General features: G+C 37.9%; 11 protein-coding genes. 4 read left to right on the top strand and 7 right to left on the bottom strand.

Annotation, left to right across the window (positions count from 1 at the left end):
• Positions 1 to 69: 69 nt before the first annotated feature.
• Positions 70 to 1,782 carry an acetate--CoA ligase gene (acsA, locus tag ACE199_RS06910; protein WP_373995309.1) on the bottom strand — a complete coding sequence of 571 codons (1,713 nt, stop codon included), beginning with the start codon at positions 1,780 to 1,782 and terminating at the stop codon, positions 70 to 72.
• A 321-nt stretch (positions 1,783 to 2,103) separates the two neighbouring features.
• Here acsA and ACE199_RS06915 point away from each other — a divergent pair, with 321 nt between their 5' ends.
• Genes ACE199_RS06915 through ACE199_RS06925 form a run of 3 tightly spaced genes read left to right on the top strand, consistent with a single transcriptional unit; the run spans position 2,104 to position 4,583 of the window.
• Positions 2,104 to 2,736: a GNAT family N-acetyltransferase gene (locus ACE199_RS06915; protein WP_127761664.1), complete on the top strand. Its 633-nt coding sequence runs from the start codon at positions 2,104 to 2,106 to the stop codon at positions 2,734 to 2,736.
• 27 nt (positions 2,737 to 2,763) lie between these two features.
• On the top strand, positions 2,764 to 3,411 hold the full coding sequence (locus ACE199_RS06920; RefSeq protein WP_252287016.1) for an acetoin utilization AcuB family protein: 648 nt from the start codon (positions 2,764 to 2,766) through the stop codon (positions 3,409 to 3,411).
• Positions 3,408 to 4,583 carry an acetoin utilization protein AcuC gene (locus tag ACE199_RS06925; protein WP_375349122.1) on the top strand — a complete coding sequence of 392 codons (1,176 nt, stop codon included), beginning with the start codon at positions 3,408 to 3,410 and terminating at the stop codon, positions 4,581 to 4,583. The genes ACE199_RS06920 and ACE199_RS06925 overlap by 4 nt, the downstream gene beginning before the upstream one ends.
• 83 nt (positions 4,584 to 4,666) lie before the next feature.
• Here ACE199_RS06925 and ccpA read toward each other — a convergent pair whose 3' ends face one another.
• Positions 4,667 to 5,674: a catabolite control protein A gene (gene ccpA / locus ACE199_RS06930; protein ID WP_375349123.1), complete on the bottom strand. Its 1,008-nt coding sequence runs from the start codon at positions 5,672 to 5,674 to the stop codon at positions 4,667 to 4,669.
• A 319-nt stretch (positions 5,675 to 5,993) separates the two neighbouring features.
• Entirely contained in the window at positions 5,994 to 7,070 is a 1,077-nt protein-coding gene (locus ACE199_RS06935; RefSeq protein WP_375349124.1) for a bifunctional 3-deoxy-7-phosphoheptulonate synthase/chorismate mutase, read from the bottom strand.
• 243 nt (positions 7,071 to 7,313) lie between these two features.
• Here ACE199_RS06935 and ACE199_RS06940 point away from each other — a divergent pair, with 243 nt between their 5' ends.
• Positions 7,314 to 9,458 (top strand): cell division FtsA domain-containing protein, encoded by a 2,145-nt coding sequence (locus tag ACE199_RS06940; RefSeq protein WP_375349125.1) that lies wholly within the window; start codon positions 7,314 to 7,316, stop codon positions 9,456 to 9,458.
• Between the two features lie 172 nt (positions 9,459 to 9,630).
• Here ACE199_RS06940 and ytxJ read toward each other — a convergent pair whose 3' ends face one another.
• The 4 genes from ytxJ to murC form a co-directional block, all read right to left on the bottom strand.
• A complete protein-coding gene (gene ytxJ / locus ACE199_RS06945) occupies positions 9,631 to 9,957 on the bottom strand; it encodes a bacillithiol system redox-active protein YtxJ (RefSeq protein ID WP_127761671.1) in 327 nt (108 codons plus the stop codon).
• A gap of 95 nt (positions 9,958 to 10,052) precedes the next feature.
• Positions 10,053 to 10,514, bottom strand: a complete 462-nt coding sequence (locus ACE199_RS06950; protein ID WP_164853292.1) for a YtxH domain-containing protein — start codon at positions 10,512 to 10,514, stop codon at positions 10,053 to 10,055.
• A 27-nt stretch (positions 10,515 to 10,541) separates the two neighbouring features.
• Entirely contained in the window at positions 10,542 to 11,027 is a 486-nt protein-coding gene (locus ACE199_RS06955; RefSeq protein WP_127761673.1) for a DUF948 domain-containing protein, read from the bottom strand.
• A gap of 405 nt (positions 11,028 to 11,432) precedes the next feature.
• Positions 11,433 to 12,737, bottom strand: coding sequence for a UDP-N-acetylmuramate--L-alanine ligase (gene murC / locus ACE199_RS06960; protein WP_375349127.1), 1,305 nt, complete (start codon positions 12,735 to 12,737; stop codon positions 11,433 to 11,435).
• Positions 12,738 to 12,835 lie beyond the last annotated feature (98 nt).

A 12,835-nucleotide genomic window follows, 5' to 3' on the forward strand; every position in this document is an offset into this window, starting at 1 on the left:
GCTAATCCATTAGGATGCCTCTTTCTTCATGTTCTCTTCTAAATTAAATAGAACTGTTAGCCTCGTACTTTAGTCTTCCATTGAAGATAAATCGCCCGTTGGCAAATCAAGTTCCCAAGCCTTTAAAACACGACGCATAATTTTTCCACTCCGAGTTTTCGGAAGCTTATCGCGAAATTCAATTTCGCGCGGTGCTGCATGTGAAGCAAGGCCTAACTTAACAAATTGACGAATGTCTTCGATTAATTGCTCAGTAGGTTCATACCCATCGCGAAGAGCAATGAATGCCTTAATGATTTCACCACGAACTGGATCAGGCTTTCCGATTACCCCTGCTTCCGCAACAGCTGGGTGTTCGACTAATTTACTTTCTACCTCAAATGGTCCAACGCGTTCACCAGAAGTCATAATAACATCATCGACACGTCCCTGAAACCAGAAGTAGCCATCCTGATCCATATAAGCAGAATCTCCAGATACATACCAATCTTCCTTTAAAAAATAAGAATCATATTTTTGTTGATTATTCCAAATTGTCGCCATCATAGCTGGCCAACCTTTTTTAATAGCAAGATTTCCCATTCGATACGGCGGCAGCTCCCGTCCTTGGTCATCAATAATTGCTGCCTTCACTCCCGGAATTGGTTTCCCCATCGAGCCTGGCTTAATTTCCAAACAAGGATAATTACAAATCAATTGTGCACCTGTTTCCGTCATCCACCAAGTATCATGGATACGACGCTCGAACACTTTCATCCCCCAACGAATAACTTCCGGATTAAGCGGCTCTCCTACACTAAGTACGTGCCTGAGCGAACTTAAATCAAATCGCTTCACTATCTCATCACCAGCACCCATAAGCATCCTAAAAGCTGTTGGAGCACTATACCAAACCGACACTCCAAACTCCTCAATAATCTTATACCATGACTCTGGTTTAAAACGGCCTCCTGCGACTACAATGGAAGTTCCCGTAAGCCACGGTCCGAAAACTCCATAAGCAGTCCCTGTAACCCAGCCTGGGTCAGCTGTACACCAATAAACATCTTCCTCCTTCATATCGAGTACCCATTTCACCGTTTGATAATGCTGAATCATCGCATTGTGAACATGGAGAACCCCTTTTGGCTTTCCAGTCGATCCTGACGTATAATGAAGCGTAAGCCCATCTGTCCTTTCTACCCAAACAATATCAAACTGACGATCTGCTTCTTTCATTCTTTTATTGAAGTCATAACATTTATCTTTTTCTTCAATATTCTCTCCTACCAAAAAGATATATTGCAAGTGTGGAAGATCTTTAACTGGCACACGTGATAATAGCTCAGGCGTTGTGACAATCGCCTTTGCTTCGCTATCTAACAGGCGATCTCGAACAGCTCCCTCCATAAATGCTTCAAATAAGGGACCAACAATTGCCCCAAGCTTAATCGCACCAATTAAAGCAAAATACAATTCTGGAGAGCGAGGCATAAAAATAAATACACGATCTCCCTTCTTTATGTCTGCTACACCTTTAAGTACATTCGCTGCTTTATTCGTCTGTTGCTGTACTTCTTTAAATGTATATTTTTCATTTCGCTCATCATCTTTATAATAAAGGGCAACTTTATTCTTTTTAGAAGTTTTGGCATGACGATCTATCGCTTCATAAGCCAAATTTACCTTCCCTGTTTCAAACCAGGAAAAGGCTCGCTCCGCATCCGACCAATCAAACTGCTTGTACACCTCATCATAATTTTGTAAATTAAATTCACCCGCTATTATTGGCAACGTTTTCAATACTATGCAACCTCCCTTTATTAACGTTTCATAATTTCATATATATTACGTTTATCATGATTTATTTCTAAAATTAGAGAAAAAGAAGTGAAACTTCTATCAATAAAAACCTTACATGGCTGTTAAGTATGAAATAGTTTTATAAAGATTGTAAAAAAGTGAAAAAAATAAAAAATAATTGCTAAATTTATAAAATTTACATACTATTTTTCATGTATAATATTTCAAGAATGTAATTTTTTAAGGCTATGTTAATGAATATTATTGATTCCCAGAAGTAATAACACCATTTAACAGAGCTTTTTTAAAGGAGGTGAATAAATGAGGCATACAAAAACCTACTATGCGAAGGAGTTAGAAACAACAAATGGCACATTGCTTATCGAAGGTCCTATTTCCGCTGAACAACTAAGTTCCCTTCACTTTCATGAAGACCTCGTTGCTTTTCGCCCTCCATTACAACAGCACAAAGCCTTAATAGAAATTGCTAGTTTACCAGAAGGACGCATTATTATCGCGCGTCATGAAAACACAATTGTCGGCTATGTAACCTTCTTATACCCTGACCCGTTAGAACGTTGGTCGGAAATTAAGATGGATGATTTAATTGAACTGGGAGCAGTTGAAGTCATTTCTTCATTTCGCGGTGCATCAGTTGCTCAAAATTTGCTGCGTGTAGCTATGATGGACGAGGAGATGGAAAACTATATCATCATTACCACAGAATATTATTGGCATTGGGATTTAAAAGGAACCGGATTAAACATATGGGATTATCGAAGAATGATGGAAAAGATGATGAGTGCAGGAGGGCTTACCTATTTTGCAACTGATGACCCTGAAATTTGCTCACATCCTGCCAACTGCCTTATGGCAAAAATAGGTAAAAACGTCCCACCAAAATCTGTTCAAACATTTGATCGGCTACGCTTTATGAACCGCTTTATGTACTAATACGGTGATTCAAGAGGAGGAAGAACAATGATTGTTGAAAAGATGATGACCAAAAATGTTATGACTCTAGCCCCAACAGATACCATTTACAGCGCGCTCTTACTTATAAACGAAAAAAAAATCCGCCACATTCCAATTGTCGACCAAAACAATTATCTAATTGGTTTAGTAAGCGACCGCGATCTTAGAGACGCTACTCCATCCATCTTTCGCACCGAAGAGTTTAAAGAAGATTTATACAGACCGATTAGTTCAATTATGAAAACAAATATTATTTCGGGCCATCCACTCGACTTTGTAGAGGAAATCGGCGCTATTTTTTGTGAAAACAATATTAGCTGCCTTCCGATTGTAAAAGAAAAGAAACTAGTAGGAATTATAACAAGCTCAGACTTATTACAAGCCTTTATCGAATTAACGGGAGTCAATAAACCCGGCTCACAAATTGAAATTAAGGTTCCGCATAAACCAGGCATCCTCTATGATATTTACGGTATTTTCAAAAAGCGAAATGTAAATATACATAGCGTACTCATCTATCCAGAGAAAGCTGATCATACATCTCAAATACTCGTCGTTCGCGCTCAAACGATTAATCCATTTATCGTTGTAGAGGATTTACGAAAAGAAGGCTATGAAGTCCTTTGGCCAACTGTATCGGGGCAATCCCTATGATTCATGATGCACTATATATCCATTCAGAAGATTTATTAACGTATAAATTCCGGGAAGATCATCCATTTAATCAAAAGCGGCTACAGCTAACACTTGATTTGTTACAAAAACATGGAGCGATAAATGATAGACAAATTATTCAACCACGAATGGCCACCATTGAAGAGTTAGAGCTCGTTCATGATGCTCAATATGTCCAAGCCGTCCAACTTGCAGGTCAAGGGCAGCTATCAGTAGAAATTGCACAAAACTACGGAATCGGCACAGATGATACACCGATTTTTAAAAATATGCATGAAGCAAGCGCACTTATTACAGGAGGTACGTTAACAGCTGTTGATGCTGTTATGACAGGACACGCCCTGCACGCATTCAATCCAGGCGGCGGCTTGCATCATGGCTTTCGCGGTAAAGCATCAGGCTTTTGTGTCTACAACGACTGTTCCGTTGCTATTAAATATTTACAACAAAAGTATAACGCACGTGTCTTATATGTTGATACCGACGCCCATCATGGGGATGGTGTACAGTGGTCCTTTTATGATGATTCCGATGTATGTACACTATCCATTCATGAAACAGGACGCTACTTATTTCCTGGTACCGGAAACATAAATGAACGAGGTCAAGGAAAGGGCTATGGTTATTCCTTCAATATACCGGTCGATGCCTTCACAGAAGATGAATCATGGCTTGATTGTTATCGCACATCATTGAGGGAAGTGATGGACTTCTTTAAACCAGATGTCATCCTCACTCAAAATGGAGCAGATTCTCATTATTATGATCCGTTAACACATCTATCAGGAACAATGAAGATATATAAAGAGATTCCGAAACTTGCCCATGAACTTGCTCACAAATATTGCGGAGGACGCTGGATTGCAGTTGGCGGCGGCGGCTACGATATTTATCGTGTTGTCCCCCGCGCCTGGTCACTCGTCTGGCTTGAAATGACGAATAATTCAAACAATAGCGGTCCTCTTCCAAAAGACTGGATTAATCGTTGGCAGCCGGAATCTGAAGAACTACTTCCAAGCGAATGGGACGATATGGACGACATCTATGAGCCGATTCCACGAAAAGCAGACATTACAGAAAAAAACGCTCAAACATTAGCTAAGGCGCTGCACCCGATTCGCTCATCTCAGCAAACTACGAATCAGTTTTAAACTTGTTGTAACAAATAGAAAAGCACTCGGACGTTCCGAGTGCTTTTCACTGATTTTTAATGTATGCGCGATTTCCTAACAGCTTATTTTGTAGATTGTCTCTCTTCAATTCGATGCGGCAAAATAACATTATCTAAACCATTAATTTCTTCCTTGTTCATCAACTTCGTTAACAATCGCATCGCTACGGCACCGATGTCATAAAGTGGTTGAACAATTGTTGAAATTTGTGGACGCACCATTAAAGTTAATCGTGTGTTATCAAAGCTAATGACTTCAAAATCGTCAGGCACATGCAAACCTTTATCTTGAGCTGCATGGACAATACCGAGCGCCATTTCATCTGCTGCTACAATAATAGCACTCGGCTTATCCGCTACTTCTACAAGCTTTTCAAAACATTCAATACCTGAATTATAGGTATAGTCTCCTTCGACAATAAGTACATCATCAAAAGGAAGGTTTGCTTCTTGTAAGCCACGTTTGTAACCTGCTATTTTTTGAATATTGATTGGATCAGTCAGATTACCGGAAACAAAAGCAATGCGTGTGTGCCCTTTCGCAGCAAAAGCTGACACGGCATCAAACGCTGCTGCTTCATAATCAATATTTACCGACGGAATTTGATGTTTCGCCTCTTCTTCAATTGAACCAGCAAGAACAATTGGTACCGGCGAATTTTTAAATTCCTTCACATGCTCGTCTGTAATATGACTGCCCATAAACACAATGCCATCAACTTGTTTCCCTAACATCGTATTTAATAAGTGAAATTCTTTATCTTTATTTTCATCCGAATTACTTAAAATAATGTTGTATTTATACATCGTAGCAATATCTTCAATTCCTCGTGCTAACTCAGCAAAGAAAATGCTTGAAATATCAGGAATAATCACACCAACTGTCGTCGTTTTCTTGCTCGCAAGCCCTCTTGCTACCGCATTCGGTCGATATCCTAGGCGTTCAATAACATCCGATACTTTTTTTCTTGTGGCTGGTTTTACATTTGGATTGCCATTTACTACGCGAGAAACCGTCGCCATGGAAACATTTGCTTCGCGGGCTACATCATAAATGGTTACATTATTCATAATTCCATTCCTCCATTTCAATTATTTTCTCCATTAAAGACTACAATTATTTTGATTTTCGTTTTATCTGTATCTAAACATATTTATTTAGTTCTTGAACTATGTGAATAAATGCACAAATAAAGTGGGCAAATGATTAATCCTATTATGATATTTATCATACGATAGACGTTTCTTTCCTGCAATTACTTTATTCTTTTTAAAGCTCCTATTAGTTGATTTTTGATTTATTCCATAAGAAACAAAAGTTTGACACCCTAACAATCTACAAAAGGCCCTTACTGTAAATAGTAAGGACCTTACTCATTGCTATTGTCTATTAAACCGTCACCCAGTTTAAACGTTTAATTTCATTATAGAATGCATCAAATTGCTTCAAGTCCATTTGCTGTGCTGAATCAGATAAGGCAACAGCTGGGTCTGGATGCACTTCAGCCATCACTCCATCTGCTCCAATAGCAAGTGCTGCTTTTGCTGCTGGAAGTAAAAGATCACGACGTCCTGTTGAATGTGTTACATCAACCAATACAGGTAAATGCGTTTCTTGTTTTAAAATCGGTACAGCTGTAATATCTAACGTATTTCTTGTCGCTTTTTCATACGTACGAATTCCGCGTTCACAAAGAATGATATTGCTGTTTCCCTGTGCCATAATGTATTCCGCAGCATGAATGTATTCATCGATTGTTTCTGACATACCGCGTTTTAAAAGAACAGGCTTCTTCGTTGAACCAGCCGCTTTTAACAAGTCAAAGTTTTGTGCATTACGAGCACCAATTTGAATCACATCGATATAATCAAGTGCCGTTTCAATATCATCTGTGCTTACAATCTCACTAATAACCGCTAAGCCGTATTCATCTGCAACTCTTTTTAAAATTTGAAGTCCTTCAAGGCCAAGTCCTTGGAAGTCATATGGAGATGTACGTGGCTTGTATGCACCACCGCGCATTAACTTTAAACCTTTCGCCTTAATTGCTTCTGCAACGGCTGCTGTTTGTTCATACGATTCAACTGCACAAGGTCCGAAAACAAAACTTGGCACGCCATTACCAATTAATTCACCATTTAAATTGATAATCGTATCTTCTTGTTTTTGCTTTCTAGACACAAGCAAGGCTTTCTTTTTATTTTCATCTTGAATATCTAATCCAAGTTTAAAAATTTCTTTAAAAATATGCTTAATAGACGCAAGCTCTAATGGTCCCTCATGTGTTTCTTCAATGAGATCTAGCATTTTTCTTTCACGAACTGGATCGTAACGATTTACACCTTGCTTTTCTTTTACTCGGCCAATTTCTTGAGCGAGTTCAGCTCGTTGGTTAATAAGATGTAATAACTGAAGATTAATATCGTCTAGTTGATCACGTAGTACGTCAAGCTCCTTGTTGCTCATTACAAATCCATCCTTTCGTTTTTAAAATTAGCACTGGTCCAATTATTCTTAATCATCATAGGATTTCGAAAATTTTAATTGATTGTTATCCAGCCTTATTTTCTTCATATATTTTGCCATATTTCATGTATAATTGAAATTATTATAAATGATAAAAACCTAAATGTCACTTAATTTTTACTTTAATAATTGAACGCTTTTAAGCATTAAAGACTGATTTTCACAAAAGAAGGTGTTAGCTATATGACAGAAACATTATTTGCCCTAGATATTGGAACAAGGTCTGTTGTAGGCATTATATTAGAAAAATTATCAGAAAGCTATAAAATTATTGATATTTTATCACAAGAACATGCAGAACGAGCAATGCTGGACGGACAGATTCATGATGTCATGGCCGTTGCTAAAATCATTCAACAAATTAAGGAGCAACTCGAAGAAAAACATGGACCTCTAAAGAAAGTGTCTGTTGCGGCAGCAGGACGAGCGCTCAAAACAGAAAAAGCGACAATAGCTGTGAATATTAAAGGAAAGCCTATGCTATCACGTGAAGATATTCTTCACCTCGAATTCAGTGCCGTTCAAGAGGCACAACATTTAGTAGCTCAAAAGAATCAAACCAATTCTACTTATTACGGTGTTGGTTATTCCGTTTTATATTATCGGCTAGATGGACAAGAGATTGGAAGCTTAATCGACCAAACTGGTGAAGAAGCATCTGTTGAAATTATTGCAACATTTCTTCCAAAAGTGGTCATTGAATCTTTGCTTGCAGCTTTGAAACGAGCGGATTTAGAAATGCAGGCTTTAACACTCGAACCAATTGCCGCTATCAATGTATTGATTCCACCATCTATGCGCCGTTTAAATGTAGCACTGGTTGATATTGGTGCGGGAACGTCCGATATTGCTTTAACAGATTCAGGTACAGTCATTGCCTATGGAATGGTACCAATCGCTGGTGACGAGGTTACGGAAGCGATTAGCGACTATTTATTACTTGACTTTCCACTTGCAGAAGAGGCGAAACGGAAGCTTATGACGAATGATGTGATTACAGTGACGGATATTCTTGGCTTTGAGGGTGATATATCCAAAGAAGAAATCATTCACAATATTCAGCCTGCGCTAAATCGTTTGGCTGATTCTATTAGTCAAGAAATTCTTGAATTAAATAATGGGAAAGCACCTAAAGCTGTCATGCTTGTGGGCGGCGGCAGTCAAACACCTGAGCTAACAAAACTCATCGCTAAACGACTAGCTTTACCAGAAAACCGCGTCGCTATCCGCGGAATTGAAGCGATACAACATGTACAGTTCTCTGCTCATGTACACAAAGGGCCTGAGCTTGTCACGCCGATTGGCATTGCTATTGCAGCGAATAAAAGCCCAATTCAATATATGAGTATCCTTGTAAACGGACAGCCTATTCGTCTATTTGATATGGAACAAACAAACGTTTCTGATTGCTTGCTTACTGCTGGTATTAAGTTGAATAAACTATACGGAAAGCCTGGAATGGCTAAAATCGTGCACTTTAATGGACAGCAAATTACCATACCTGGTGAACATGGAACTCCTCCGAAAATTTTATTAAACGGAGTAGAAGTCGCCCTTGATGCAGCAGTCAAAAACGAAGATATCATCGAAGTGACAAAAGGAGAAGATGGCCATACGGCTACATTATGTATTCATGACCTGATTGATCATATACCAAGTAAAAAAGTAACGATAAACGGCGTGACCTATATAATAGAAGCAACCATTGCAAGAAATGGATCGATTGTGACGAGGACAGAATTCATCAAAGATCATGATGTTATTACATGCTCAATCCCAGAAACAATTGAAGAACTATTGCAAGCACTGCAATTACATGAGTTACTGCGCTTAATACAGCCGTTTCAAATTGAATTAAACGAAAAAGTACATAAAGCTCCTAGCATTAAAGGATGTATTTATAAAAATAACATAGAAGTAAAAGAAAGAACTAGTTTTGAGGACGGCGATATGATTCAGGTCTTACCCCCAAAGTCATTAACGCTAGCGGAACTAGCTGAAGCTCTAAATATTCAACTGACACAATCCATTCCAATCACGTTTAATGGAAATCAGGTAATCTTAACCAAAGCTTTAGCCGAATTCTACCGCGGGGAAACCCTATTATCGCAATCCGACACGATTCAAGTTGGAGAAAACTTAAGCTATGTGCAGCATAAACTGGAACCGTTTATCTTTCAAGATTTGTTCCGACATGTGAATATCGATATGCCGCAACATACTTCTAGTCGGTTTATTTTAACTAAGAATAATCAAGAAGCAACCTTCCATGAAACATTAGCACCTGGAGACCAATTAAACATTCTTTGGCCAACAATGATTCAATAGGAAAGACTCCATTGGCTCATTCAAATCACCTAGAAAAGATGTGAAAATAATTCAGGCGGGCATTAGTCAATAAATATTAAAATTGACAACTAAACACTTGCCTTCCCTTGTTTTATGAAGCTAAACGCAAAAAGGTTGATTCAAGAAAACTTGAATCAACCTTTTTTACGACTTACTTCGGTAAATTTTCTGTCAAAGACTCATTTTTAATTCTCCAATGAGAATCATTCCACGTTGGTTTTCCTTGCTTAAAGAAAATCGCTTGTGGAGATTGGTGCTTGATATCGAATGTTTCAGCAATATAGTTAGAAAGCGGGCGTGCTTCCTGTACAGCTAAGTAGGCTGTCGCTAATTGTGAGTGCTCAGCAATAAAGGTTTGATATTCTTCAAATGCCTCTGCACTTACTGGACACGTTAAACTATGTTTAAAAAATAATACCGTGTCATTTTGAAGTAACTCATTAAATTGCTCTTCTGTTTCAATTTTCGTTAATGTCATTGGTGAATGAACCCCTTTCATTTCTTCATCTTTCATAATAAAGCGGTGAAGTTATCGTACCACTTCACCGCGCTATCTGACAAATGATTCAACTTTTAAGATTGAAGTTCTTTTTCCGTTTCATCAAAGGCGTGCTGTGCCTCATCAAGTTTTATTTGTACCTCTTCTTCAAGTGTACTTGCAATATCCGCCTCACTCGTTGCTGCGGGTTCGCTTTCCCCTGCTTCAACTTCAAGCTCTTCTACCGCCTTTTCTGCCCTTAAGCTTCTCACTTTGCCAACTATGGCTGATGATTTGCTTGTGACAAGTTCAGTTACATTGTTTTTCTTTTCTTTAGCGGTTTCTGTAAGATCTTGACGGAGTTTTCCGGTTTTTTCTGATATTACCCTAGCTTGCTCAGTAATATCGTTTCTTAAGTCTCTGCCTGCCTTAGGAGCAACAAATAGAGCTGTTGCTGCACCAAGCATACCACCTATTAAAGCACCGATAATAAAATCTTTTGAATTGATGGAGTTGCGATCTTCCTCATACGTTTTTTGAACTTCTTTCTGAGTCATAGCCATTCTCCTTTCAATTTTAAAAAATTATGATCTTGCTCGTAAAAACCTTCTTTTTTTGGATGCTTCTTTTCCTTCTTGTTCATTCGACGATTCTGGTTGTTGCTTTCTTGCCTTCCACTTATCGCGCATCTCTAAGGCAATATTCCCCCACTGCACGATTTGTGAAATTTTTTCTTGATTGTTGTCGATCTCGGTTATCACTTTATTCGAAACCTTCTGAATAGAAGTATTGAAGCTTTGGATTGACGTGCCAACTTCTTTCACAGCAACAACAGCTGTGTTTAAGTTTTCTGATTTCTGCTTTAAATCCTCTGCTAAAGCATTGGTTTTATGTAATAATTCTGTTGTTTCCGTCGTAATTCCCTTTAGTTGACTCTCTAATCCAGTTAATGTATGTGCAACGCTGTTTAACGTGATTTGCAGCGATGTTAATGTCTTCGCTACATATATAACAAGCACGAGAAAAGCAATCGCAATAATTGCCGCACTTACATACAAAATAATCTCCATAAGACACCTCCAAAATATCCAATACGCCTATCGAGACATATTACTCTATCCATCATTATTTTAACTCTATCTATTCAATATACTCTATTATATCAATCACAGGAAACTTTTCTAACCGTTTATATGACATTTTAAATAATGCAAATCTACATTTCCTTTTTTTTACATTCTACAACTAATCTAAAATTCCTTTTATATTTCCCAAAATACGTTAAAAAATATTATAAAGAAAAAGATACTCGACTTAACTAGACAATAATCCGCGATATTATACATATTCCTTATGATATAGCAGATTTTTAGCTCATTTCATATAACACCGTAATCTCACGTTTGATTAGCAATATTGTTTAGCTGGACCTATTAAAAAATGCCTCTAAAGTATAAATTTAGAGGCATTTTCTATTACTTCACTTGTAATAACTGCTCATAGGCCACCTGGAACTTTTGAATATCTCCAGCACCCATAAAAAGAATTACGCTATTTTCATGTTGTTGTAAAACAGACGTTTCATCTTCTTCAAGCAACTTAGCACCTGGAATTTTCTCTTGAAGATCTTCAATAGAAAGTTTTCCTTGGTTTTCACGAGCGGATCCAAATATATCACATAAGTACACTTTATCAGCTAAATTTAAACTATCTGCAAATTGAGTAATAAACGTTTGTGTTCTTGTAAACGTATGTGGTTGGAAAACAGCCACAATTTCACGGTTTGGATATTTTTGACTTGCCGAATCAATAGTCGCCGTAATCTCTGTTGGATGATGTGCATAATCATCAATTAAAATTTGACTACCAATTTCTTTTTCCGTAAATCGACGCTTTACCCCACCAAATGTTTTCAAGCGAGCTTTTACTATCTCTGTATCTAAACGCTCGTATTTACAAAGGGCAATCACACCTAAAGCATTTAGTACACTATGTTTTCCGAATGTCGGAATCGTAAATGTTTCATAAAAGGTATTACGGACATACACATCAAACGTTGTACCTTCTTCTGTAACAGAAATATTTTTCGCTTGAAAGTCATTTTCTTCAGCAAAACCATATAGAATGACAGGTACTTTCGCTTGGATACTTTGTAATTGTTCATCATCTCCGCATGCAATAATTCCTTTGTTCACTTGTAAAGCCATTGTTTGGAATGCATCAAAAACATCTTCAATGTTTGCATAATAATCAGGATGATCAAAATCAATATTCGTCATAATGGCATAGTCTGGATAATACGAAAGAAAGTGACGACGATATTCACACGCCTCAAATACGAAATACTCCGATTGCTCGACGCCTTTCCCTGTCCCATCACCAATTAAATAGGAAGTGGGCTTCACTCCACCCATTACATGAGCAAGTAACCCTGTTGTCGATGTTTTCCCATGCGCGCCAGTAACCGCTACACTTGTAAAGTTTTTCAAAAAGTCACCAAGGAAACGATGGTAACGAACAATCGGTAATCCTAATTCTGTAGCCCGCGTAATTTCCGGATGAGTATCCGGAAATGCATTCCCAGCAATAACTGTCATGCCTGGCTTAATATTTTCTTCACTAAACGGAAGAATTGTAATTCCTGCTTTTTCTAAAGCTATTTGTGTAAAAAATTGTTTTTCATAGTCGGAACCTTGTACTTCCAATTTTAAGTCGTGAAGTACTTGTGCTAACGCACTCATCCCCGATCCCTTAATTCCCACAAAATGGTAAACAGTCATATGAAGAACCTCCACCAATCGTCTATCTGTATGACAGTATATGACGTCATTCGTTTATTTGTTTTCTGCACAATTTATCATTTCTTCAATATTTATTA

This window comes from Peribacillus sp. Hz7 (assembly GCF_042136355.1).
GTDB lineage: Bacteria > Bacillota > Bacilli > Bacillales > DSM-1321 > Peribacillus > Peribacillus asahii_A.